Source organism: Photobacterium sp. GSS17, from assembly GCF_028621875.1.
Taxonomy (GTDB): domain Bacteria; phylum Pseudomonadota; class Gammaproteobacteria; order Enterobacterales; family Vibrionaceae; genus Photobacterium; species Photobacterium ganghwense.
On the sequence record NZ_CP117517.1, the window covers coordinates 71708 to 94913 of the forward strand.

The window sequence follows — 23206 nt, forward strand, 5'->3', positions numbered from 1 at the left end:
GCGAGAGCCGGGCTCTCGCTTTTTTTGTATCTGCTCAAGCTGAGCAACCGGAGAGCGGGCGTTACCAGTTCACCGCTTCTTCGGCGTGTACGGTGCACTCGCGTTTGACCAGGTTGATCAGCTCTTCGCCACTGCGGGTGCAGCGCCATTCGCCGTTCTGGTACTTGAAGTGGTAACCACCGGATTTGGATGCCAGCCAGATCTCATGCAGGGGCTCCTGACGGTTGATCACGATTTGGCTGCGGTTTTCAAATTCCAGGGTCAGGACATTGCCTGTGGTCTCGTATTCAATGTCGGCACCTGAGGCATCAATGCCTTCTTCGATGCTCATCAGCACGTCATCGGCCAGTTTGTGGAATTCAGTATCATTCATCCCGGTTCGTCCTATTGCTTTTCCTAGTATGGGTGCGATTATAGAGGGCAATGAGATGATAATCACTGGCTTTGAAAAATGAGTAAACGTTTAATCGCGATTTTGGTGCTTGGCACCCTGACCTTGGCCGGATGCGGTCAAAGCGGTCCTTTATACATGCCTGACGACAGCCAGCAACAGAACGAACAGCAAGAACAGTAAGCAGACAGACAGGGAAGAGACGACATTGGATTATTTTAACTACCAGCAAGACGGCCAACTGTGGGCCGAAGAGATTCAGCTTTCCGAACTGGCTGAGCGTTTTGGCACTCCGCTGTACGTGTATTCGCGCGCTACGCTGGAGCGTCACTGGCATGCGTTTGATCGGGCCGTGGCTGATCATCCGCACCTGATCTGCTATGCCGTGAAGGCCAACTCCAACCTTGGCGTGCTGAATGTACTGGCCCGCCTGGGTTCCGGGTTTGATATCGTGTCCGGTGGTGAACTGGAGCGTGTGATTGCCGCAGGCGGCGACCCGGCGAAAGTGGTGTTTTCCGGTGTAGGGAAAACCGCCGCAGAAATGAAGCGCGCCCTGGAGCTGGGAATTAAGTGTTTCAATGTCGAGTCGGAGCCGGAGCTGGATCGCCTGAACCAGGTGGCAGCGGAGCTGGGCAAAGTGGCCCCGATTTCCCTGCGGATTAACCCGGACGTTGATGCACAGACTCACCCGTACATTTCGACCGGGCTGCGTGACAACAAATTCGGTATCGCGTTTGAGCGTGCGCCGGAGGTGTATCGCCTGGCGCAGAGCCTGCCTAATATTGCTGTAACCGGGATGGACTGCCACATCGGCTCGCAGCTGACCGCACTGGCACCGTTTATTGATGCCACCGATCGCCTGCTGGCGCTGATCGCGACCCTCAAAGCAGAAGGCATTACCATTGCCCACCTTGATGTCGGTGGCGGCCTGGGCGTGACTTACAGTGACGAACAACCGCCGCAGCCGTCGGAATATGCCCGTGCCCTGATGGATCGTCTGACCGACCATCCTGAGCTGGAGCTGATTTTTGAGCCGGGCCGTGCCATTGCTGCCAATGCCGGGGTGATGCTGACCCGGGTGGAATACCTCAAACATACCGAACATAAAAACTTTGCCATCGTGGATGCGGCGATGAATGACCTGATCCGCCCGACCCTGTATCAGGCGTGGCAGGAGATTATTCCGGTGATCCCGCGTGACGGCGAAGCTGTGGCCTACGATCTGGTGGGCCCAATCTGTGAAACCGGTGATTTCATCGGCAAAGACCGCCGACTGTGTCTGGAAACCGGCGATCTGCTGGCGGTACGTTCGGCCGGTGCCTACGGTTTTGTGATGGCGTCGAACTACAATACCCGTACGCGTGCCGCCGAAATCATGGTCGACGGCAAAGACGCGCACGTGGTACGCGAACGTGAAGAGCTGACCCAGTTGTGGCAGTCCGAACACCTGCTGCCGGCGTAATCAAGAAGGAACAACATGCAGTTTAATTTTTCCAAAATGCATGGCCTGGGGAACGACTTCATGGTCGTCGACTGTGTGACCCAGAACGTGTTCTTCTCGCCGGATGCTATCCGGCGTCTGGCCGACCGCCATCGCGGGGTCGGTTTTGATCAGTTGCTGGTGGTGGAGCCGCCTTATGATCCGGAAACGGATTTCCATTACCGGATTTTCAATGCTGACGGCAGCGAAGTGGAGCAGTGCGGCAACGGTGCCCGCTGTTTCGCCCGTTTTGTCTGGCTCAAAGGACTGACCAACAAATACCATATTTCGGTCAGTACCAAGGCGGGCAAAATGGTTCTGAAACTGGAAAACGACAACCAGGTGACCGTGAACATGGGCGTGCCGGAATTTGAGCCGGGGAAAATCCCGTTCCGTGCCAAGCAGAGCGAGAAAACCTACCTGCTGCGGGCTGGCACCCAGACCCTGTTCTGTGGCGCGGTCAGCATGGGTAACCCACACTGCGTCACGGTGGTGGATGATGTGGATACCTTTGATGTCGAAACCCTCGGGCCGCTGCTGGAATCCCACGAACGCTTCCCGGAGCGGGTAAATGCCGGCTTTATGCAGATCCTCAACCGCAATGAAGTACGGTTGCGGGTCTACGAACGAGGCGCTGGTGAAACTCAGGCCTGTGGCAGCGGTGCCTGTGCGGCGGTTGCCGTGGGCCGAATGCAGGGATTACTGGACGAGCGGGTGACTGTCTCACTACCGGGCGGGGAATTGCAAATCCGTTGGGCTGGTGAAGGCAAACCGCTGTATATGTCCGGCCCGGCCACCCATGTGTACGACGGGCAAATTGCGTTATGACCGAGTTCACTCAGTTCGATGCACTGCCTGAGGTCGATGAGCTGTCGCTGACGGAGCAGGAGGTCGCGGATTTTCTCAGTGCCAACCCGGACTTTTTTATTCGTCAGCCGGATCTGCTGGCCCGGTTGCAGGTGCACCATCCCCAGCGCGGCGTTATTTCGCTGGTGGATATGCAGCTGGACCGACTGCGCCAGCGGATCGGTGAGCTGGAAGAAAACATCGCCGGGCTGGTGCAGGTGGCCGCGGCCAACAGTCAGCTGTATGAAACATTTGCCTTTGCCCAACGTAAACTGTTCCAGACCCACAATATTTATCAGGCGCTGAGCGTGCTGGAAACGCTGGCCGACCAGTTGGGGCTGGATGTCAGCCTACGGCTGTTTGACAGCCTTGACGAGCAGCTTTACCTCGATCGCCGGGCGTTCGAGCCGTTTCGCCGGGCCCGTCTGGCGAGCCGGACGGTGTATCTGGGACGGTTGCGTAAAGCGGAAAGTGAGCTGCTGTTTGTGCAGCCGCCGCACCTGGGGTCGTACCTGGTGCTGCCGTTTGGCAATGAGCGCCCGATCGGGGTGCTCAGTTTTGCTAGCCAGGATGGCGGCCATTTCCAGCCGGAGATGGACTCGCTGTTTGTTGAGCAACTGGGGCTGGTTCTGAACCGCCTGATCCACCATTGGGACTATACCCGCGAGGTTATCGAGTGAGTTTGCCATCCGGACTGGAAAAACCGCTGCTGCGTTTTTACGAATACCTGCGCAGCGAGCGGGAACTGAGTCTGCATACCCAGCAGAATTACAAACGTCAGCTGACGACCATGGCGGAGCAGCTGGTGAATCTGGGCGTCGACAACTGGCAAGCCGTGGACGCCGGTTGGGTTCGCCAGCTGGCGTCAAAAGGGATGCGCGACGGCCTGAAAGCCAGCAGTCTGGCGATGCGCCTGTCGGCCCTGCGCAGCTTCCTGGATTTTCTGGTCGGTCAGGGTGAGCTCAAGGCCAATCCGGCCAAAGGGGTATCGGCACCGCGCAAGGCGCGGCCGCTGCCGAAAAACCTGGATGTGGACGAGATGGATCAGCTGCTCAGCGTGGATGAGAACGATCCGCTGTCGGTGCGGGATCGGGCCATCATGGAGCTGATGTACGGTGCCGGTTTGCGTCTGTCTGAGCTGGTGTCTCTCAATGTAAAGGATGTTAGCCTGAGCAGAGGGGATCTCCGGGTGATCGGTAAGGGCGACAAAGAACGTATCGTCCCATTTGCCGGTCTGGCGCGGGAATGGGTTGGTCACTGGTTGCGGGTGCGCGATCAGCTGGCGGCACCCGGTGAGCCCGGTCTGTTTGTGTCCAAGCTGGGCCAGCGCATCTCGAACCGGAACGTGCAGAAGCGGATGGCAGAGTGGGGCCAGAAACAGGCGGTGTCGAGCCACATTAACCCGCACAAACTGCGCCACAGTTTTGCGACTCACATGCTGGAGTCATCGGGCGACCTGCGCGCGGTGCAGGAGCTGCTCGGTCACGCCAACTTATCCACGACCCAAATCTATACCCACCTGGACTTCCAGCATCTGGCTCAGGTGTATGATGAAGCCCACCCTCGGGCTAAACGCCAAAAGCGCTAACCGGACAACGCAACCATGCAATTTTACCGCAGTATTTCTCTGCCGAAGGCGCTGACCTTCGATCTCGATGACACCCTGTACGATAACCGTCCGGTGATCCGGCGGGCCGAGCAGGCAATGCATGACTGGCTGGCGGCCGAACATCCGGCCAGCCGGGGAGTGGGGCTAGCGCGCTGGAAAAGCTTGAAGCTGGCGCTGGCTGATGCGGATCCCTTGCTGCATCACGATGTGACCCGCTGGCGGTTTGAATTGCTGAAGATTGGGTTCATGCAGCTCGGCTATGCCCAGCGCCGTGCCGAGCAGGCGGCGGCGGAAGGGCTAGACGTTGTGCTGACGGTGCGTAATCAGGTCGATATTCCGGCGGAAACCCATCGGGTACTCGGCCTGCTGGCGGCACATTTGCCGCTGGTGGCGATCACCAACGGCAATGTCGATGTCGAAAAAATTGGTCTGGCAGGGTATTTCGATGTCGTGTTGCGGGCTGGGCCAGATGGCTTGGCCAAGCCGGAACCAGACTTGTTCGCCAAGGCGACCCGTCATCTGGGACTGGCCCCGGGAGAGATCCTGCATGTCGGGGATCATCTGGTCACGGACGTGGGCGGGGCCAAGCGACACGGCATGATGGCCTGCTGGTTCAATGATCAGCAGCGCGTGCTGGGTCAGGAGCCGCGCGCCAAGTGGCTGCCGGATGTGGAAATCTGCCAGCTGTCTCAGCTGCTGGCGTTAGCCCTGCCGTCAACCAGTTGCCACCCAGAGCCGTAAATCGGCCTTGCACACGGATACAGAAAACAGGACAGCCCACGGGCTGTCCTGTTTGTTTTTTGCTTTCCTTGATCGGCGTTTGGTGGGGATGCCCTCCGGGACTCCGGCAACCGGGTTGGGCGTTACTCCAGCAGGCTCCGCCTTGGCTCAGGCTTGATCAGGTGGTCGAGCGAGATCATGCCGCCTCCCCAGAACACATTCACCAGCAGCATCATGCCCCACAATTGGTGGTCATAGAAACCTTGCTCCCAAAGTTGGGGGTAAGACAGTACGGCCACCATATTGAACCCGAACAGGAGTAGCGCCATAGGGCGGGTAAACAATCCCAGCGCCAGGAAAACCGGGAGGATAAGCTCGGCGGCGGTCCCCAGGTAGGCCGCGGTTTCAAACGGTAACAGGGGAACCTGATACTCAAACTCAAACAGATAGAGGGTGCTGTCCCAACTGGTGTATTTCACCATGCCGGATTTGAAGAACACCCAGGCCACCCACAGGCGGGTAAACAGTAGCAGCAGGGGAACCAGAGGTTCGACGAGCCGTTGGGCGGTGTAATCCACCTGCTTGATGAATTTCAGCATGTGCAGTCTCCCTGTGGTAGGCCGTGAAGGGTGGTAAAGATTTGCTGTTGGATCAATCCGGGCAGGCACTCCAGCATCGGGTCGCTGGCCTGACCCAGCGGCTGACCGGCCTGACATAAACGCACTAGCGCGGTGGCGGCTGGTGTGGTGGCCAGCACCTCGATGCCGTCAGGGCGGCGCAGGATCAGGGCTGACTCCGGTTGGGTCAAATCGAGCGGTATCAGGTTGTCGCGGCGAATCATCTGCCACAGGCTGGCAGCCGGAGTCGCGGTATCCAGCGTGCGGACAGAAGGTGCAACCGTCAGTCGCAGTGAACCGAGATTGTCCTCGCGAATGGCGGCCAACTGGCCCAGATCCAGTGGGGGTGCAAGCGGGAGCTGGCTGGCTCGGTCTGCCTGCCATTCGAGCCGGGCCAGATCCGCCAGATACGGTACGGCTGCGACCAGGCTCGGCTGGCACTCAATCGTGTCAGCAAAACCGGCGCCGTAATGGCTGACATCACCCTGTTCGAGTGGCTGATGCAGCACATGCTGGCGTGCCAACTGCGTAAAACATTCCTCGCCCACCACTGCCTGACAGCATGGATAGGTTGCGCTCAGTACCTCGGACAAGCCGATAATGAAATTGTTGCGGTAAATCTGCAGTAGCTGTTCGGTAGGGAATATCCCCGGTACCATCGTCTCAGTGACCTCGCTGGGCTGATAGTGCAGCGCACGGGCAAAGTCCTGTTGCAGTTGGTGCAGGGCATCAGACGGTGACAGAGCCATTGATGGTCTCCTCTGTCAGGATGGCACGGGCTTTGGCCGCTTCCTCCAATAACACGGGCAGGGCCGGAATATCGAGGTCCCATTCAATCAGGGTGGGCACCGCGCCGTGCTGACGGATCCACTGGCGGTAGAGTTGCCACACCGGTTCGCTGACCGGGCAGCTGTGGGTGTCGATCCAAATCTCGCCCTCCGCCAGTGCTTTTACCGTAAACCCGGCGAGGTGGATTTCTTTCACACTGGCAGGGTCAATGGCGGCCAGGTATCGGGCGCAGTCAAAGCCATGGTTAAAGGCACTGACATATATATTGTTGAGATCAAGCAGCAGCCCGCACCCGGTGCGCTGTTGAACTTCCCGCAGAAATTCCCATTCCGGCATGGTGGAATGGCTGAATCTGAGGTAGCTGGACGGATTTTCCACCAGAAACTCGCGCCCCAACGCATCCTGTACCTGCTCGACCTTGTGGCAGAACAGGGTCAGTGCTTCTTCGGTGTAAGGCAGGGGCAGCAGATCATTGAAGTACTGGCCGTTGACCGAACTCCAGCTCAGGTGATCGGAAACGGCAATCGGGTCGAGTTCGTCAACCAGTGTTTTGAGCTGGCTGAGATGGGCCGGGTCAAGCGCATCCGCAGAGCCAAGCGACAGCCCGATCCCATGGCAGCTGATCGGGTAGTGTGCCGCGATGGCCCGTAACTGCTGACGGGCAGCCGTGTGCGGGTTGAAGTAGTTTTCACTGTGAATTTCCAGCCAGCCGGTGGCTGGTTGCTCGTGCTGGAAGGTGTGGAGGTGAGGAGCGCGAAGCCCCACCCCGACCATCCGGTCGGCTGGCAGGCGGTCAGGGGCAGGGCTCGTCATTTACTTCGCCTCGGTGGAGCCGCCAGCCAGTTTGTCACACAGGCCTTTAGGCACTAGCACAAACGCATCTTTCTGCCCGTCGGTTTTGGCGGTCCCGGCGCATGACCCGGTTTTGGTCGCGCAGTCATTTTTCCCGGCTTTGGCGACACCGTAGCATTTCTCTTTCGCATCGGCTGCCACGGCGGAGGTGGTGGTCAGGGCTGTTCCGGCAAGGGCGATCAAACCTGTCACCGCAGTGGCGAGTGCAATGTTGGTCTTTTTCATGGTCATTCCTCTTCTTTTTGCGGGCTGATGCCTGCACCGTTGCCCGGTCGGCAGCGGGTTGGGCGGGCACCGTTGCGGTGCGTTCGAAACAGTAGAAAGGGGGAGCCCGGGATAAATTTCATGCCGGGGCGAGTTTTTTAACGACTTATTAACGTTTTTCTTTCCAAGCATAGATCAATTCGGGCTGCCAAGCGGTTGATATCAGAGATGGGTTTGGCGCCCTCGGGCCGCCGCGGGCCGTGATTTTCCCGCCTTTGATTCCGTGGGCTCCTCGCATCAGAGGCGGCTTTGTGGTTATAATCACCACCATTGTATAAATAACCAGTAGAGAGCGATGGACGTTTCACTTCTGTTAGATGGCCTGAATGACAAACAACGCGAGGCTGTGGCGGCCCCGCAGGGCAATTATCTGGTGCTGGCCGGGGCCGGTAGTGGCAAAACCCGGGTACTGGTCCATCGTATCGCCTGGTTGATGGGGATTGAGCAGGCGTCGCCGTACTCCATCATGTCGGTGACCTTCACCAACAAAGCGGCGGCAGAAATGCGTGGCCGGATTAACGACCTGATGCACGGCTCGCTGTCGGGCATGTGGAACGGCACGTTCCACGGCCTGTGTCACCGGATGCTGCGTGCCCACTATCTTGACGCCGGGTTACCGGAAGATTTCAACATTCTGGACTCGGACGATCAGATGCGCCTGTTGCGCCGTTTGATCAAGGCTCAGAACCTGGACGAGAAACAGTGGCCGGCCCGTCAGGCGGCGTGGTACATCAACGGCAAGAAAGACGAAGGGTTGCGTCCGCAGCACATCGATACGTTCAACGATCCGATCGAGCAGACCTGGTTGCGGGTCTACCATGCCTATCAGGAAGCCTGTGATCGGGCCGGGATGGTCGATTTTGCCGAGCTGCTGCTGCGCTCGTTTGAGCTGCTGCAACGCAGCAAGCATATCCGCGAGCACTACCAGGCGCGCTTCAAGCACATTCTGGTGGACGAGTTTCAGGATACCAACAACATTCAGTTTGCCTGGCTGCGCCTGATGGCGGGGCCGGACTGTCACGTGATGATCGTGGGCGACGATGACCAGTCCATCTACGGCTGGCGGGGCGCTAAGGTGGAAAATATCCAGCGTTTCCTCAACGACTTCAAAGACGCCAAATCGATTTTCCTGGAGCAGAACTACCGCTCGACAGGCAATATCCTGAAGGCGGCGAACGGCCTGATTGCCAACAACAACGAGCGCATGGGTAAAAACCTGTGGACCGAAGGTACCGAAGGGGAGCTGATCTCGGTTTACTCGGCGTACAACGAGCTGGACGAAGCCCGCTTTGTGGTCGGGAAAATTCGCGAGTGGCAGGATCAGGGCGGCGCGCTGGCTGACACTGCAATGCTGTACCGCAGCAACGCCCAGTCGCGGGTGCTGGAAGAGGCACTGATTCAGGCCGGTATGCCGTACCGCATTTACGGCGGGATGAGGTTCTTCGAGCGTCAGGAAATCAAAGATGCCCTGTCGTATTTACGTCTGATTGCCAACCGCCACGACGATGCCTCGTTTGAGCGGGTGGTGAACACCCCGGCTCGGGGGCTGGGTGAGCGGACGCTGGAAACCATTCGTCTGGCAGCGCGTGACCGGGGAGCCACGATGTGGCAGGCCAGTGTCGCGCTGCTGGAAGAGCAGGTGCTGGCGGGGCGTGCGGCCAATTCGCTGCGCCGTTTCATCGAGCTGGTCAATGCGCTGGAAGATGACACCCGCGAGCTGCCGTTGTTCCAGCAAACCGATGAGGTGATCCGCAACTCCGGCCTGCGGGCGATGTACGAGCAGGAAAAAGGCGAGAAGGCGCAAGCCCGGATTGAAAACCTGGAAGAGCTGGTAACCGCGACCCGACAGTTCGAAGTCCCGGAAGAAGCGGAAGACATGAGCCCGTTGTCGGCCTTCCTGTCGCATGCGGCGTTGGAAGCCGGTGAAGGACAGGCGGATGATTTTGAAGACGCGGTTCAGCTGATGACCATGCACAGCGCCAAGGGATTGGAATTCCCGATGGTCTTTATGGTCGGGGTGGAAGAAGGCATGTTCCCGAGCAGTCGGACGACGGAGGAAGTCGGCCGTCTCGAGGAAGAGCGCCGTCTGTGTTACGTGGGGATGACCCGGGCAATGCAGAAGCTGTATATCACCTATGCAGAGATGCGCCGCCTGTACGGCAAGGACAACTACCACAAGCCGTCGCGTTTTATCCGCGAAATCCCGGAAGAGCACATCGAAGAGGTTCGGATGAAGGCCAAGGTCTCGCGGCCGGCGAGCAGCGGTCGCTTCAGTCAGACCCAGGTCAACGAGAACTTTAACCAGACTGGTTTCAGCCTTGGCCAGCGGGTGCTGCACCCGAAATTCGGCGAAGGCACCATCATCAACTTTGAAGGCAGTGGTGCCCAGAGTCGGGTGCAGGTGGCCTTTAATGGCGAAGGGATCAAATGGCTGGTAACCCAGTTTGCCAAGCTGGAGCCGATGTAAGCTGACACTCCCCGCTGGCGATCAATCAAGCCCGCTGACAGTTGTTGTCAGCGGGCTTTTTCATGGCATCAGACCGGCTGTCCGGTTACTGGGCGATAACCTTGCCTTCGCGCCGCGGGTCGGCGGCCCCTACCAGGTTTTTGCCGTCCAGCTTAATGGCCTGCACACCGGAATTCAGCTCTTTGACCTGGGTCGTAAAGCCGAGCTGCTCCAGCTTCGGTGCCCACTCCGCTGCGGCGGTACCGGCTTCCAGTTCAAACGGGCCGAAGCGGTTGTTCATGTTCGGCAGGCTGATCGCCTGTTGCAGATCTAGGCCCCAGTCGAGATGGCCGACCAGCGTTTTCGCCACATAGCCGATGATCTGGCTGCCGCCCGGTGAGCCGATCGCCATCACCGGTTTGCCGTTTTCCATCACAATGGTGGGTGCCATCGATGAGCGTGGCCGTTTGCCCGGCTCGATACGGTTGGCAATCGGCTGGCCATCGTTATGGCTGCGGAATGAAAAGTCAGTCAGTTCGTTGTTGAGCAGGAAGCCGCGTACCATCAGGCGGGAGCCGAAGCCGTTTTCAATCGTGGTGGTAATTGACACCATGTTGCGGTCTTTGTCGACAATCGCGAAATGGCTGGTGGACGGCAGTTCAATCGACTCATCCGGTGCATAGCGCATGGCATGATCCCAGGCCGGTTGGCCGGCATTCACGCTGGCCAGCGCCTGTTCCCCTTTCAGCAGGGTAGCCCGGGAGCTGAGGTAATCGTCGGCCAGCAGGCCTTTGGTCGGCATCGGCACGTAATCGCTGTCGGCCATGTAGCGGCCGCGGTCAGCGAAGGCGAGGCGGGAGGCGTCGCCCAGCAGGCGCCAGCTGGTCGGGTTATCCGGCCCCAGTTCTGCCAGATTGTAATGGCTGAGCATGCCGAGGATCTGGCCCAGAGTCAGGGCGCCGGAACTCGGTGGCCCCATGCCGCAGATGTCGTATTGGCGGTACGGGGCGCACACCGGCTCACGCTCTTTGACCTGATAGGTGGCCAGATCCATGGTGCTCAGCACGCCGGGATTGCCCGGCGCGGTACGCACGGTCTGGACGATGTCACGGGCGATGTCGCCGGTGTAGAAAGCACTCGCGCCGCGCTCGGCAATCTGGCGCAGGGTATCGGCGTAAGCCGGGTTTGTCAGGGTTTCTCCGGCCTGAATCGGTGTCCCGTCGTCATGGAAAAAATAGGCGCGGGTGGCGTCAAAGCGTTTGAGGGAGTCCTGCTCGCTGGCGACCAGTGCCGCCAGGCGTGGGCTGACGGTAAAGCCGTCTTTCGCCAGTTTGATCGCCGGTTCAAACAGCTTGTTCCAGGCCAGCTTGCCCATGCGCTGGTGGGTGTACCACATCAGCTTGACGGTGCCCGGCGTTCCGACGGAGCGGCCGCCGACCACGGCATCATAAAATTCCAGCGGCTCCCCTTGGTCATTCTGGAACAGCACCGGGGTGACGCCGAACGGCGCGGTTTCGCGGCCGTCAAAAGTAGTCAGCGCTTTTTGGCTGCTGTCCCAATACACCAGAAACGCGCCGCCGCCGATCCCGGACGATTGCGGCTCGGTCAGGCCGAGCACCAGCTGGGTCGCGACCATGGCATCAATCGCATTGCCGCCCTGTTTCAGAATAGCGGCACCGGCTTCGCTGGCATACGGGTTGGCCGAGGCCACCATCCAGTCTTTGCCCTGAACCAGCTGCTGCTGGGTCAGGCCGGTTGCGGCCTCAGGCGCGAGCTGGTCGGTACTCTGCTGCGTGTCTTTGGCGGCCGCATAAGGGGCGCTCGCGATCAGGCAGGCTAACAGGGTCAGTCGGGTGGCAGGGTGCTTCCATGACATATCTCTATCCTTTTCCATGTTTAGGCTGCATTTAGCCTAAAAGCGCTGCGGGTTGCCGTCCACTGTTCGCGTGTATGTTTGTGCAGCAAGTCAAGCAAGCAACAGGTTGAGTAGAATGGTCCCGCCGATGGCGGTGAACAGCAGGCCGCACAGACCGTCGATGATGGGCGTCCAGGCGCGCAGTTTCTGTTGCAGGCGCTCGCCGGTCAGCAGCCACGCCAGCATGGCAAACCACAGAAACGACAGCAGCCACAGCATGCCGATGGCTGAGACCTTACCGCTCAGTGACATGCCCGCCGGTACCAGGGTCGACAGCAGGCTGAGGAAAAACACCAGCGCTTTCGGGTTCAGGATATTAGTGGTAAATCCGCGCGCCAGCGCCTGTCGCTTGCTGGCGATAGTCAGGCCGGGCGAGGTTGATGCGGCAGCGCCACTGGCGTTATGACGCTGTTGCCAGTAGTGCCAGGTGCCTTTCAGGGCGCCAATACCGAGCCACAGTAAGTAGCCGCTGCCAGCGGCCTGCAGCAGGGCAAACAGGGTCGGGTGCTGGTGGATCAGCAGGCTGGCTCCGGTCAGGCTGAGAATCGAGTGGAGCAAGATTCCCAGTGACAGGCCCAGCGCGATCATTACGCCGGTCTGGCGGCCGTATCGCCCGGCATTCTGGACGACCAGGGCAAAGTCGGGGCCCGGGCTCATCAACGCGATAAAGTGAACAGTGAGCAGGGTCAGTAACGTGGTCGCTTCATTCATGGTGATTACTACGGTTAGCGGAAGATAGGGTTATCTTGCCGGGTTTGGCCGAACGGCGCTTGTAGAAAATTCACACCAGAGAGAAAAAGTGGGCCGGGAGGATGTGGGGCTAGCGGACTTGGGAGGGCGCAATGCCGAAAGTCTGTTTGAAGGTACGGGTGAAGTGCGCCTGATCGTAAAAGCCGACATGAAACGCGACGTCGGTGCTGCGGTAACCGGCCTTGAGCAGCGCCATGGCATGTTCCAGACGCAGCCGGGCGAGCCAGGCATAAGGGGTAAACCCGGTCGCGGCTTTAAACTGGCGCAGCAGTTGGGACGGGCTGAGGTCACACAGTGACGCTAAATCGGCCAGGCTGATTTTTTCATCCAGGTGCGCCATCACGTAGTCGCGCAGTTGTTGCAGGCTGTAACGCCCGAGCCGATAAACCGGTTGGGGGCTGGTCTGGCCGTAACGGGTCAGCAGCAGCGAAAAGGTTTCCAGCGGCATACTGTCTTTGGCTAGCTGGGAGGTGTGCGGATCGCTCAGGCACTGGTGCAGGGATGTCAGGCGGCCAAACAGCGCCGGGTCGTCAAGGTGGTGGCGGTTAAAGCCAAAGTCGCGGTGACCGGAAACGGCTTCGGCCTGATCGGCCAGCCAGTCCGGGTCGATACTGAACACTTTCACCTGATAGCCGTCGCTGCCGATAGGAGCCCCATCATGCATCACATCCGGCGGCATCAGAATGGTGGCACCGGGACCGGCATAGTGACGGGTGCCGTGGCTGTAAAATGCCTGCTGGCCATGGGTAATCAGGCCGATGTGGTAATCCAGGTGGTAATGGCGTTTGAAGGCGAAGCTCTGGTAGTGCCCGTCAATCAGGTTGATCGCCGCAATGTTACTTTTCTGATGGCTGATCTTGTCCATACCCTTTCCTTCATTCTCTGCCCTGTGCCGATGGAGTGATTCCCCCTTCGTCGCACAGCCTACCGCTGTCCTTCAGTCGAACATCATCAGTAGAGCATAATTGGCCGGTGCTGACTTGTAAAAAATTCACAACCGGCCATGGCGGGAGGGTCAGGCTTTGGCAGCCGAGTCGGCAGCGGCCTTGGCAGCGGCTTTCAGGCGTCGCTGGTGGCGGTGGCCTTTAATGCCGTCCACGCTGAACAGCACCAAGGCTGCCCAGATGAAGCCGAAGGTATACACCTTGTCGGCGGTGAACTGCTCACCGTACAGGGTGATGGCCAGCAGGAACATCAGGCTCGGGCCGATGTACTGGAAAAAGCCCAGGGTCGACAGTTTCAGCTTGGTCGCGGCACCGGTAAAGCACAGCAACGGCAGGGTAGTGACAATCCCCGCCGCCATCAGCAACAGGTTGGTGGACGGGGCGTTGGCCGTCCAGTCTGAGGTCGCGCTCTGAGCGATGAACAGGACATAAATGGCTGCCAGCGGCAGCAGCAGGCTGGTTTCCATAAACAGGCCGGTCTGGGCATCCAGGCTGATTTTCTTGCGCAGCAGGCCGTACAGACCGAAGCTAGCGGCCAGGGCCAGAGCAATCCACGGCAGCGAGCCAAACTGGATCAGCTGAACCGCAACGCCAATCCCGGCCAGTGCGACGGCCAGCCATTGCATCGGGCGTAACCGCTCGCCGAGAAACACCATGCCGAGCAGCACGTTCAGCAGCGGGTTAATGTAGTAGCCCAGGCTGGCATCCAGCATGTAGTTGTTGTTGACCGCCCAGATAAACATCAGCCAGTTACCACCGACCAGGGTTGAGGTCGCGACCAGCATCAGCAGGATTTTTTTCTGGCTCAGCACGGCCCGCACCTTGCCCCAGCCTTTATTCAGCATCACTAACCCGGCCAGGAAAAAAAACGACCAGATAATGCGGTGGCTGAGAATTTCCAGCGCGCTGACTTGCTGGAGCGCCTTGAAATAAATCGGTGCGATGCCCCACATGGTGTAAGCCGAAAGCGCGAGGATCACCCCCCGCTGGGTTTGTTTGCTTTGTTCGTCCATGTATTCCTGAGAACCTGAGAAAATTGTGCAGAAGGTAAGGACGGGTAACAGAATGCTTCACCCGTATATGTCAGGGCAGTATAAATCGTGATCGAAATCAATACTATTGTCTTTTTTCTCTGCACGTCTTGCTAAGCTCGGGGCGCGATCCGACCGGGTCTCAGCCGGTAGCTGTGCTCCCAATGGGTGGCGGATTGGTATAGAATAGCCAGCCTTATGACCCCCGCCGCCACGGCGGAAAGCCATCTTCAGTCGAGTCTATCTATGTCAGCCAGCCCAGCCAGTCAGTCCGAATCATCCCGCTCACCGTTAGAGGTGTTGCAGGCGGTATTCGGCTACCAGACATTTCGCTGTGGTCAGCAGTCGGTGATAGAAGCGGCAACAGCAGGGCAGGATTGCCTGGTGATCATGCCGACCGGCGGCGGGAAATCGCTTTGCTATCAAATTCCGGCGCTGTTGCGCGAGGGCCTGACGCTGGTGGTGTCGCCCCTGATCTCGCTGATGAAAGATCAGGTGGACCAGCTTCGGGCCAACGGGGTCGCCGCTGCCTGCCTGAACTCGACCCAGTCACGGGAAGAGATGCAGGCGACCCTGGACGCGATGGCCAGTGGGGAGATCAAGTTGGTGTACGTGTCGCCAGAGCGCCTGCTGGGACGGGAATTCACCGAACGGTTGAGCCAGCTGCCGCTGAGCCTGCTGGCGGTGGATGAAGCGCACTGTATTTCCCAGTGGGGACACGATTTCCGGCCGGAGTATGCGGCGCTGGGCTCGATTCGCCAGCACCTGCCGACGGTACCGGTGATCGCTCTGACTGCGACCGCCGATGACACTACCCGTCAGGATATCGTGACGCGCCTGGCGCTGACCGAGCCACACTCTTACTTGGGCAGCTTCGACCGCCCGAACATCCGCTACACCCTGCAGGAAAAGTACAAGCCGATGGCGCAGCTGATCCAGTATCTCAAGGATGTACGCGGCCAGTCGGGGATTGTGTATTGCAACAGTCGCAAGCGGGTGGAGCAGATCAGCGAAAAGCTCAATGAAAGCGGGATGCGCGCGGCGGCCTATCATGCCGGGATGGAGCATGATGAGCGGGCCTGGGTGCAGGAGGCGTTCCAGCGTGATGATATCCAGATCGTGGTGGCGACCGTAGCGTTCGGGATGGGCATCAACAAGCCCAACGTCCGGTTTGTGGTGCATTTTGATATTCCGCGCAATATCGAGTCGTACTACCAGGAGACCGGCCGGGCCGGCCGTGACGGACTGCCGGCGGAAGCGGTCATGTTCTATGACCCGGCGGATCTGAGCTGGCTGCGCCGCTGTCTCGACGAAAAAGAAGATGGCCCGCAGAAGCAGGTCGAGGGGCACAAACTCAATGCGATGGGGGCGTTTGCTGAAGCGCAGACCTGTCGTCGCCTGGTTCTGCTCAACTATTTTGGTGAAGCTCGGGAAGCCCCGTGCGGTAACTGTGATATCTGCCTTGACCCGCCCAAGCATTTTGATGCCCTGGAAGCGGCCCAGAAAGCCCTGTCCTGCGTGTATCGGGTTAACCAGAGTTTCGGTATCACCCATGTGGTGGAAGTGCTGCGCGGGATGCAAAACCAGCGTATCCGTGAACACGGCCATGACAAGCTGTCGACCTATGGTATCGGCCGCGAGCACAGCCATGAATTCTGGGTCAGCATTTTGCGCCAGCTGATCCACCGGGGCTTTCTCACCCAGAGTATTCTGCGCAGCTCGACGTTGCAGCTGACCGAAAAGGCGCGCAGCGTGTTACGGGGAGATATCGCGCTGGAACTGGCCGTCCCGCGGTTGGATACCGCGGTGCGCAGTGCCAAAAGCAGCAAACTGGCTAACCGTCAGTACGATAAAAAGCTGTTTGCTAAGCTGCGGAAACTGCGTAAAGCGATTGCCGATGAAGAAGAGTTGCCGCCGTACGTGGTGTTCAACGATGCGACCCTGATGGAAATGGCTGAACGTCTGCCGACTTCAGCGGGGGCGTTGTTGACGATCAATGGGGTGGGCCAGCGCAAGCTGGAGAAATACGGCACCGCCTTCATGAACGTGATTGAAGATCACCTGACCGTGGGTCACGACATGCCGTATGCCGTGTCATCGTAATAGGTTCTTGTGACGGAGTCGGAGCGTTACTCTGGCTGCTGCGAGGGAGCGGCAAGGCACGGTATGCAGCACTACTATGCGAAAAAACCGGGCGAAAAAATCGGGCGAAAAAAAACCGGGCATTTCCGCGCCCGGTCAAAATGCGTTATAGAGCAACGCCGGCAGGCCGCCGGAGTGCATCTTTCGCTACAAAACAGCTTGCGTATTTGGTGAGAATGTGAATTTTCACCGATGCTGGCCAGGTCACGCTCGACAGGGCGTGGCGGCAGCACGGCAATAAGACCATGGATTGCCATCCAAGAACAGCGCCCGGATACCCCTTGATACGCATAGCAACACTTAGTTACAGGAAAGTATGCGCTGAAAGCACTACAAGAAGGAATTCCCCTATGGCTTTGACTGCCCGTTTCACCTGCCGTCGCCTCGATATGGAGCATAACTTGCTGGAAATCGATGGCCCTGAGTTTGATTTTGACAGCTTTGCCGATGTCGTCGCGCCGCTGCTGACGCAGCTGGAACTGCAGGTGCTGGAGCGGGAGCTTAATGCCGACTTGCATGTCTGGCTGGTGGATTTTGAGGGCTGCCGCCTGATGCTTAAAGGCGAGCATTACAGCGGCCAGCTCTGGCTGGAAGGACTCGACAGTGAAGCCCGTCCGACGCTGGCCTATCTGGCGACGATGCTGCAGGGCTGATGGGTTAAGCGCCGCTATGCTTTACAGCAGCCGGCGCTGAAATAACAGGTCAGGGGTGGAAATGGCAGGCGGCTGGCTAACCGAACTGATTGCTGTATAATCGCCGCCTTCGGTTGCTGCTCCGGATCGGTGGCAGCGTTTTGGGTTCCCTCTCCCCCAATGACAAAAAGGTCTCACAATGACGACTTCGCAATTTACTCCCGCGCAACAGCGCAACGCTCTGTTTTACCTGGTGGCTTTCCACCTGCTGATTATCGCATCCAGTAACTATCTGGTGCAGCTTCCTTTCACCGTGATGGGCCTGCACACGACCTGGGGTGCGTTTACGTTTCCGTTTATCTTCTTGGCGACCGACCTGACCGTTCGGATCTACGGGGCTGCGATGGCCCGGAAAATCATTTTCTGGGTGATGGTCCCGGCGCTGGCGATTTCTTATCTGCTGTCGGTACTGTTTTTCCAGGGGGAATTCCAGGGACTGTCTCAGGTGGGTGAGTTTAATCTGTTTGTGGCCCGGATCGCGATCGCCAGCTTTATGGCCTATTTGCTGGGACAGATCATGGATATCTCGGTGTTCAACCGCCTGCGCCAGACCCGCCAGTGGTGGGTTGCGCCGAGTTGTTCCACCTTGTTTGGTAATGCGCTGGATACCATCGCATTTTTCGCCATTGCGTTTTACCAGAGCCCGGATCCGTTTATGGCCGAGCACTGGGTGGAAATCGCACTGGTGGATTACGGCTTTAAACTGGTGATCAGTCTGGGGCTGTTTGTCCCAATGTATGGCGTGTTGCTGAACTACCTGATCCGCCGCCTAACCACGCTGGCGCCGGACAATCAGGCCGGGCGTTCGCAAGCCGCGTAATCGCCAGGTGGACAGCGGGGGATTTCCCGCAATAATGGGAACAGGTTTAGGTCGGCATCAGCCGGCCTTTTCTTTATTATTTTCTTTCTCTGCGTAACGGCGCAGCCTGACTCAATCGGAGGCAATCATGTCAGAGGGCATCATGAAGATACGCGAAGCAAGCATTGATGAAGCGGTGGCGGTACTGGCTCAGATTGCGGAGTTTGCGGCACCGGCTGACAAAACCGCGCTGTCGGCGCGGCTGCGGGGACGACAGCCTCTGATTCTGGTGGCCGAGCGGGACGATGCCCTGATTGGTGTCAAGATTGGTTATCGCTTGTCCGAGACCTGCTTTTACAGCTGGCTGGGGGGCGTGGCACCGGCAGGCCGTTGTCACGGTGTTGCCCAGGCGCTGCTGGAAGCGCAGGAGCAGTGGGTCGAGCAGCAGGGGTATCAGGCGTTGCGGGTAAAATCGCGTAACCGGTTTCCGGCAATGTTGCGGTTATTGCTTCGCAATGGCTATCTCATTGAACATATGGAAAAAAAAGACGGCATTGAAGATTATCGCCTGCATTTTGTGAAGACCCTGACAAGCAAATGACAATAATTCGCAATAAAAAGCTTGCAAGTTAAATGAGAATGGTTATTATTAACTTGCACTCAGCGAGGAAGTCGAACAACTCTGACTCGTATGAAGGCACGACATTGCTCACATTGCTTCCAGTGTACTTCAGCTAAGGTGAGTTTTTAGTGTAGGGCTGAAAACGAAAACCTCTTCTGCTGAGCGGCAGCTACAACCCCTGAGAGGACTTGTAGCGCCGCTTTTTTCTTTTCCGGGCCCGGTAAATCAGGCCAGCTTCACCAGCTGCTGGACCAGCTTATCAATCCCCGCAGCGGCTTCCGAAATACTGCCCGCCAGCATATAGGCCGGTGTCGACAGCAAACAGCGTTCCTGATCGAACACAAAATCATCGACCGGGCATTCGATATGCTCGCCACCCATCTGGTTGAACGCTTTGGCGGTTTCCGGATCATTGCCGATCGTACCTTTTGCCCCTTCCCCGTAGATCAGCGGGATCAGCGCCGGAGAAATACACAGGTAGCCGGCGGGTTTTTCTTCCTCGGCAAACTGCTGGCAGACCCGTTTCACGTCCGGGTAAATCGTACAGTTCGGGCCGGCAAAGGCGAAGTCAGACAGGTTTTTGGCAGCGCCAAAACCGCCCGGCAGCAGCAATCCGTCGTAGTCGGTCGCATTGAGGGTGGCGATATCCTCAATGTTGCCGCGGGCAATACGTGCCGCCTCCACCAGAACATTCCGGGTTTCCGGCATTTCTTCCCCGGTGAGGTGGTTGATCACATGATGCTGATTCATATTTGGCGCAAAGCAGTGCCAACTGGCGCCCGCTTTTTCAATGGCATGCAAGGCCAGCACCGCCTCGTGGATCTCCGCGCCGTCAAAGACCCCGGCGCCGCTTAAAATGACCGCGATTTTCTTCATAATGGTTTCCTTTATGGTCAGAGATGTCTGTTTTACACGCTATCCGGCTTATTTCATATCGGTCTGTTAACGTTTTCCACAATTAATGATCATTTTAGGATCAAAGATCTTTTTTTGGTTAATTTTGTAAGCTTATGTTTTTAATTGGATATTTTTGATTATTCAAGTTTTTTCAAAAACTTGATCAACGGCCCCGTTTGAACTACTAACAAAGTTATCCACAGGTTGGGGCAAATTGTGCAAAAACAGCGGTTAACAGTTGCAGGCTGTCATGGCATCCTAGAGCCTGTTGATTTTAACCGTGCTGTTGCTGCAAGAGCAGTAACGGCGTGTCCCGGTGGCGGGCGTGAATCAGTCACCCAGACCTCGACCTAACTCTTTCATCCCCCGGATATAAGAATATCTTTATGGCAACTATCCCAGAAAATCCACTAATCCTGATTGACGGATCCTCGTATCTGTACCGTGCCTACCATGCGGCGCCGAATCTGACGAACTCAGACGGTGAGCCGACCGGCGCGGTGTTTGGCGTGGTGAATATGCTGCGCAGCCTGCTTCGTCAGTTCTCGACCGAGCATATCGCGGTGGTGTTTGACGCCAAAGGCAAGACGTTCCGTGATGACTTGTATGCCGAGTACAAAGCTAACCGTCCGCCAATGCCGGATGATCTGCGTGCGCAGGTTGAGCCACTGCATGCGGTGATCAAAGCGATGGGACTGCCGCTGATCGCGGTAACCGGGGTGGAAGCCGATGACGTGATCGGCACGCTGGCCACTCAGGCGTCGAAAGCCGGTATGCCTGTGCTGATCAGTACCGGCGATAAAGATATGGCGCAGCTGGTGGATGAAAACGTCACTCTGATCAACACCATGACCAATGTGGTGATGGATCCGGAAGGCGTCGTGGAAAAGTTCGGCATTGGCCCGGAACTGATCATCGACTACCTGGCGCTGATGGGGGACAAGGTCGACAATATTCCGGGTGTACCTGGAGTGGGTGAAAAGACGGCGAAAGCCCTGCTGACCGGCATTGGTGGTCTGGATGCGTTGTACCAGAACCTGGATGCCATTCCGGCGCTGGGTTTCCGCGGCTCGAAAACCATGGCGCAGAAGCTGCTGGATAATAAAGACGCGGCGTACCTGTCGTATGAGCTGGCAACCATCAAACTGGATGTAGAGCTGGACTTTGCCCCGCATGAGTTGGTGAAGGGCGAGCCGGATACTGATGAGCTGACCCGTCTGTTCGGCAAATTGCAGTTCCGTCGCTGGCTGGCCGAAATGCTCGATGGCAGCGATGGCCGCATTGTTGCTGATGAATCTGCAGCGCAGGCCGCAGCACCGAAAAAAGACGTGGCCCCGGTGATTGACCGCAGTGGTTACGAGATTGTGCTGGATGAAGCGACGTTTGAAGCCTGGTTGACCACTCTGAACAACGCCGAGGTGGTGGCGTTTGATACCGAAACCGACAGCCTGGATTACATGGCCGCGAACCTGGTCGGCGTGTCGTTCGCGGTTGAAGAAGGCAAAGCGGCGTATGTGCCGGTCGCGCACGATTATCTGGATGCACCGCAGCAGCTGGACCGTGACTGGGTGATCGCCAAACTGAAACCGCTGCTGGAAGATCCGACCAAAGCCAAGGTCGGCCAGAACCTGAAGTACGATGCCAGTGTGCTGGCCCGCTACGATATCGAGATGCAGGGGATTCGGTTCGATACCATGCTGGAGTCTTACGTTTATAACAGCGTGATTGGCCGTCATGATATGGACAGCCTGTCGTTGCGTTACCTGGAGCACAAGACCATCAGCTTCGAGGAAATTGCCGGCAAGGGCAAGAAACAGCTGACCTTCAACCAGATCGATCTGGCAGAAGCGGGCCCGTACGCGGCCGAAGATGCGGATATTACTCTGCGTCTGCATAATCTGCTGATCGCCAAAGTACACGCAGATGACAAGCTCAAGTCGGTGTTTGAAGATATTGAAATGCCGCTGGTCCCGGTCCTGTCTCGCATGGAGCGTACCGGGGTTCTGATTGATACCAAGAAACTGGGCACCCAGTCGGCTGAAATTGCCAAACGTCTCGACGAGCTGGAAAAAGACGCCTACGAAGTGGCTGAACAGGAGTTCAACCTGAGCTCGCCGAAACAGCTGCAGGCGATCCTGTTCGAGAAAATGGGACTGCCGGTCCTGAAGAAAACTCCGTCCGGCACGCCGTCAACGAACGAAGAGGTACTGCAGGAGCTGGCACTGGATTACCCGCTGCCGAAACTGATCCTGGAATACCGCGGCCTGGCCAAACTGAAATCCACCTACACTGACAAACTGCCGAAGATGGTGAATCCGGCGACGGGGCGTGTACATACGTCTTACCATCAGGCTGTGACAGCAACTGGTCGTTTGTCTTCCAGCGATCCGAACCTGCAGAATATCCCGGTTCGAAATGAGGAAGGACGCCGTATCCGCCAGGCCTTTGTGGCACCGGAAGGTTACAAAATTCTGGCCGTCGACTATTCCCAGATTGAGCTGCGCATCATGGCGCATCTGTCTGGGGATCAGGCACTGCTTGACGCTTTCCGTCACGGCAAGGATATCCACGCTGCGACGGCGGCTGAAATTCTGGGGATTGCACTGGACGAAGTCAGCAGCGAGCAGCGTCGCCGTGCTAAGGCCATCAACTTTGGCCTGATTTACGGCATGAGCGCGTTTGGCCTGGCTAAGCAACTGGGAATGGGCCGAAATGAGGCGCAGGACTACATGAATGTTTACTTCGAGCGCTACCCGGGCGTGCTGGAGTACATGGAAAGCACCCGTACTCAGGCCAGCGAGCAAGGGTATGTAGAAACCTTGTTTGGCCGTCGCCTGCATTTGCCGGATATTAAGTCGCGTAACGGGATGCGCCGCAAAGCCGCAGAACGGGCCGCGATCAACGCCCCGATGCAGGGCACTGCGGCAGACATCATCAAACGGGCCATGGTGCTGGTCGATGAATGGATTGGTCAGCAGCCGCAAGATCGGGTCCGTTTGCTGATGCAGGTGCACGATGAACTGGTGTTCGAAGTGAAAGCGTCGGATGTGGAGCAGGTGTCTGCAGATGTTCGCCGTCTGATGGAATCAGCGGCAGAGTTGGATGTGCCATTGATTGCAGATGCCGGCATGGGGGATAACTGGGATCAGGCCCATTAATACCGTCTGACGGATACAACATGCGTCATAAGAATAGCCAGCGTTGCTGGCTATTTTTTTAGGCAAAATTACACCCGTAATTAATAGTGTTATGTATAAATTAATTACGGTTATATGAAAAAAAACTACAGAAAGGTCTTTTCAATGCTGAGCAATTGATATACAGTTAGCGACGTAGGGTACAGAGGTAAGATGTTCTATCTTTCAGACCTTTTGTTTCACGTTATTGGATTTGGCTGATT

General features: G+C 57.6%; 23 protein-coding genes. 13 read left to right on the forward strand and 10 right to left on the reverse strand.

Going from position 1 to position 23206, the window contains the following annotated elements:
• Window positions 1-61 precede the first annotated feature (61 nt).
• A complete protein-coding gene (gene cyaY / locus PGW97_RS00325) occupies window positions 62-373 on the reverse strand; it encodes an iron donor protein CyaY (RefSeq protein ID WP_273858101.1) in 312 nt (103 codons plus the stop codon).
• Between the two features lie 78 nt (window positions 374-451).
• On the opposite strand from cyaY, the gene lptM reads away from it, so the two are divergent.
• From lptM to yigB, 6 genes are read left to right on the forward strand one after another with little or no spacing between them, the layout of a single operon-like run.
• Complete coding sequence (gene lptM / locus PGW97_RS00330) at window positions 452-574, forward strand: LPS translocon maturation chaperone LptM (RefSeq protein ID WP_084712676.1); 123 nt, start codon at window positions 452-454, stop codon at window positions 572-574.
• 25 nt (window positions 575-599) lie between these two features.
• Window positions 600-1853 carry a diaminopimelate decarboxylase gene (gene lysA, locus PGW97_RS00335; protein ID WP_273858104.1) on the forward strand — a complete coding sequence of 418 codons (1254 nt, stop codon included), beginning with the start codon at window positions 600-602 and terminating at the stop codon, window positions 1851-1853.
• Window positions 1854-1868: 15 nt separating this feature from the next.
• Window positions 1869-2699, forward strand: a complete 831-nt coding sequence (gene dapF / locus PGW97_RS00340) for a diaminopimelate epimerase (RefSeq protein WP_047887057.1) — start codon at window positions 1869-1871, stop codon at window positions 2697-2699.
• The gene (locus tag PGW97_RS00345) at window positions 2696-3397 is read left to right on the forward strand and encodes a DUF484 family protein (protein WP_273858106.1); all 702 of its coding nucleotides are present in this window, start codon (window positions 2696-2698) and stop codon (window positions 3395-3397) included. The genes dapF and PGW97_RS00345 overlap by 4 nt, the downstream gene beginning before the upstream one ends.
• Window positions 3394-4305, forward strand: a complete 912-nt coding sequence (xerC, locus tag PGW97_RS00350; RefSeq protein WP_047887059.1) for a tyrosine recombinase XerC — start codon at window positions 3394-3396, stop codon at window positions 4303-4305. The genes PGW97_RS00345 and xerC overlap by 4 nt, the downstream gene beginning before the upstream one ends.
• A 15-nt stretch (window positions 4306-4320) precedes the next feature.
• Window positions 4321-5067, forward strand: coding sequence for a 5-amino-6-(5-phospho-D-ribitylamino)uracil phosphatase YigB (yigB, locus tag PGW97_RS00355; protein ID WP_273858109.1), 747 nt, complete (start codon window positions 4321-4323; stop codon window positions 5065-5067).
• A 122-nt stretch (window positions 5068-5189) separates the two neighbouring features.
• On the opposite strand, the gene PGW97_RS00360 is transcribed toward yigB, so the two are convergent.
• The 4 genes from PGW97_RS00360 to PGW97_RS00375 are packed head-to-tail and all read right to left on the reverse strand — an operon-like array spanning window position 5190 to window position 7529.
• Window positions 5190-5645 carry a DoxX family protein gene (locus PGW97_RS00360; protein WP_047887061.1) on the reverse strand — a complete coding sequence of 152 codons (456 nt, stop codon included), beginning with the start codon at window positions 5643-5645 and terminating at the stop codon, window positions 5190-5192.
• Window positions 5639-6412: an HvfC/BufC N-terminal domain-containing protein gene (locus PGW97_RS00365; RefSeq protein WP_273858112.1), complete on the reverse strand. Its 774-nt coding sequence runs from the start codon at window positions 6410-6412 to the stop codon at window positions 5639-5641. Before PGW97_RS00365 ends, PGW97_RS00360 begins: the two co-directional genes overlap by 7 nt.
• Window positions 6393-7265, reverse strand: a complete 873-nt coding sequence (gene bufB / locus PGW97_RS00370) for an MNIO family bufferin maturase (RefSeq protein ID WP_273858114.1) — start codon at window positions 7263-7265, stop codon at window positions 6393-6395. The genes PGW97_RS00365 and bufB overlap by 20 nt, the downstream gene beginning before the upstream one ends.
• Window positions 7266-7529: a BufA1 family periplasmic bufferin-type metallophore gene (locus PGW97_RS00375; RefSeq protein WP_047887116.1), complete on the reverse strand. Its 264-nt coding sequence runs from the start codon at window positions 7527-7529 to the stop codon at window positions 7266-7268.
• Window positions 7530-7863: 334 nt separating this feature from the next.
• Between PGW97_RS00375 and uvrD the strand changes: the two genes are divergently transcribed.
• Entirely contained in the window at window positions 7864-10035 is a 2172-nt protein-coding gene (gene uvrD / locus PGW97_RS00380; RefSeq protein ID WP_273858115.1) for a DNA helicase II, read from the forward strand.
• A gap of 85 nt (window positions 10036-10120) precedes the next feature.
• Here uvrD and ggt read toward each other — a convergent pair whose 3' ends face one another.
• From ggt to rarD, 4 genes are all read right to left on the reverse strand, one after another.
• Window positions 10121-11890 (reverse strand): gamma-glutamyltransferase, encoded by a 1770-nt coding sequence (gene ggt, locus PGW97_RS00385; RefSeq protein WP_047887065.1) that lies wholly within the window; start codon window positions 11888-11890, stop codon window positions 10121-10123.
• A gap of 90 nt (window positions 11891-11980) precedes the next feature.
• Window positions 11981-12640 carry a LysE family translocator gene (locus tag PGW97_RS00390; protein WP_047887066.1) on the reverse strand — a complete coding sequence of 220 codons (660 nt, stop codon included), beginning with the start codon at window positions 12638-12640 and terminating at the stop codon, window positions 11981-11983.
• Between the two features lie 109 nt (window positions 12641-12749).
• On the reverse strand, window positions 12750-13544 hold the full coding sequence (locus PGW97_RS00395; protein WP_217392063.1) for an AraC family transcriptional regulator: 795 nt from the start codon (window positions 13542-13544) through the stop codon (window positions 12750-12752).
• Window positions 13545-13694: 150 nt separating this feature from the next.
• Window positions 13695-14636 carry an EamA family transporter RarD gene (gene rarD / locus PGW97_RS00400; protein ID WP_273858116.1) on the reverse strand — a complete coding sequence of 314 codons (942 nt, stop codon included), beginning with the start codon at window positions 14634-14636 and terminating at the stop codon, window positions 13695-13697.
• A 264-nt stretch (window positions 14637-14900) separates the two neighbouring features.
• On the opposite strand from rarD, the gene recQ reads away from it, so the two are divergent.
• The 4 genes from recQ (at window position 14901) to PGW97_RS00420 (ending at window position 18888) form a co-directional block, all read left to right on the forward strand.
• Window positions 14901-16757, forward strand: coding sequence for an ATP-dependent DNA helicase RecQ (recQ, locus tag PGW97_RS00405; RefSeq protein ID WP_273858118.1), 1857 nt, complete (start codon window positions 14901-14903; stop codon window positions 16755-16757).
• A gap of 389 nt (window positions 16758-17146) precedes the next feature.
• Window positions 17147-17449 carry a DUF3630 family protein gene (locus tag PGW97_RS00410; protein ID WP_217392065.1) on the forward strand — a complete coding sequence of 101 codons (303 nt, stop codon included), beginning with the start codon at window positions 17147-17149 and terminating at the stop codon, window positions 17447-17449.
• Between the two features lie 178 nt (window positions 17450-17627).
• Window positions 17628-18308: a 7-cyano-7-deazaguanine/7-aminomethyl-7-deazaguanine transporter gene (locus tag PGW97_RS00415; protein WP_273858120.1), complete on the forward strand. Its 681-nt coding sequence runs from the start codon at window positions 17628-17630 to the stop codon at window positions 18306-18308.
• A 142-nt stretch (window positions 18309-18450) separates the two neighbouring features.
• Window positions 18451-18888, forward strand: coding sequence for a GNAT family N-acetyltransferase (locus PGW97_RS00420; RefSeq protein ID WP_443147115.1), 438 nt, complete (start codon window positions 18451-18453; stop codon window positions 18886-18888).
• A 246-nt stretch (window positions 18889-19134) separates the two neighbouring features.
• Here the strand turns inward: PGW97_RS00420 and elbB are convergent, their stop codons facing one another.
• On the reverse strand, window positions 19135-19785 hold the full coding sequence (elbB, locus tag PGW97_RS00425; protein WP_273858122.1) for an isoprenoid biosynthesis glyoxalase ElbB: 651 nt from the start codon (window positions 19783-19785) through the stop codon (window positions 19135-19137).
• 407 nt (window positions 19786-20192) lie between these two features.
• On the opposite strand from elbB, the gene polA reads away from it, so the two are divergent.
• Both polA and PGW97_RS25170 read left to right on the forward strand, forming a co-directional pair.
• On the forward strand, window positions 20193-22964 hold the full coding sequence (gene polA, locus PGW97_RS00430; protein WP_273858123.1) for a DNA polymerase I: 2772 nt from the start codon (window positions 20193-20195) through the stop codon (window positions 22962-22964).
• A gap of 192 nt (window positions 22965-23156) precedes the next feature.
• A complete protein-coding gene (locus PGW97_RS25170; RefSeq protein ID WP_438616993.1) occupies window positions 23157-23204 on the forward strand; it encodes a hypothetical protein in 48 nt (15 codons plus the stop codon).
• The last annotated feature ends 2 nt before the right edge of the window (window positions 23205-23206 follow it).

Coding starts and splice junctions, on each gene's coding strand:
- cyaY (WP_273858101.1), bottom strand. CDS start 373: ATGAATGATACTGAATTCCACAAACTGGCCGATGACGTGCTGATGAGC.
- lptM (WP_084712676.1), top strand. CDS start 452: ATGAGTAAACGTTTAATCGCGATTTTGGTGCTTGGCACCCTGACCTTG.
- dapF (WP_047887057.1), top strand. CDS start 1,869: ATGCAGTTTAATTTTTCCAAAATGCATGGCCTGGGGAACGACTTCATG.
- PGW97_RS00345 (WP_273858106.1), top strand. CDS start 2,696: ATGACCGAGTTCACTCAGTTCGATGCACTGCCTGAGGTCGATGAGCTG.
- yigB (WP_273858109.1), top strand. CDS start 4,321: ATGCAATTTTACCGCAGTATTTCTCTGCCGAAGGCGCTGACCTTCGAT.
- PGW97_RS00360 (WP_047887061.1), bottom strand. CDS start 5,645: ATGCTGAAATTCATCAAGCAGGTGGATTACACCGCCCAACGGCTCGTC.
- PGW97_RS00365 (WP_273858112.1), bottom strand. CDS start 6,412: ATGGCTCTGTCACCGTCTGATGCCCTGCACCAACTGCAACAGGACTTT.
- bufB (WP_273858114.1), bottom strand. CDS start 7,265: ATGACGAGCCCTGCCCCTGACCGCCTGCCAGCCGACCGGATGGTCGGG.
- PGW97_RS00375 (WP_047887116.1), bottom strand. CDS start 7,529: ATGAAAAAGACCAACATTGCACTCGCCACTGCGGTGACAGGTTTGATC.
- uvrD (WP_273858115.1), top strand. CDS start 7,864: ATGGACGTTTCACTTCTGTTAGATGGCCTGAATGACAAACAACGCGAG.
- ggt (WP_047887065.1), bottom strand. CDS start 11,890: ATGTCATGGAAGCACCCTGCCACCCGACTGACCCTGTTAGCCTGCCTG.
- PGW97_RS00390 (WP_047887066.1), bottom strand. CDS start 12,640: ATGAATGAAGCGACCACGTTACTGACCCTGCTCACTGTTCACTTTATC.
- PGW97_RS00395 (WP_217392063.1), bottom strand. CDS start 13,544: ATGGACAAGATCAGCCATCAGAAAAGTAACATTGCGGCGATCAACCTG.
- rarD (WP_273858116.1), bottom strand. CDS start 14,636: ATGGACGAACAAAGCAAACAAACCCAGCGGGGGGTGATCCTCGCGCTT.
- recQ (WP_273858118.1), top strand. CDS start 14,901: ATGTCAGCCAGCCCAGCCAGTCAGTCCGAATCATCCCGCTCACCGTTA.
- PGW97_RS00410 (WP_217392065.1), top strand. CDS start 17,147: ATGGCTTTGACTGCCCGTTTCACCTGCCGTCGCCTCGATATGGAGCAT.
- PGW97_RS00415 (WP_273858120.1), top strand. CDS start 17,628: ATGACGACTTCGCAATTTACTCCCGCGCAACAGCGCAACGCTCTGTTT.
- PGW97_RS00420 (WP_443147115.1), top strand. CDS start 18,451: ATGAAGATACGCGAAGCAAGCATTGATGAAGCGGTGGCGGTACTGGCT.
- elbB (WP_273858122.1), bottom strand. CDS start 19,785: ATGAAGAAAATCGCGGTCATTTTAAGCGGCGCCGGGGTCTTTGACGGC.
- polA (WP_273858123.1), top strand. CDS start 20,193: ATGGCAACTATCCCAGAAAATCCACTAATCCTGATTGACGGATCCTCG.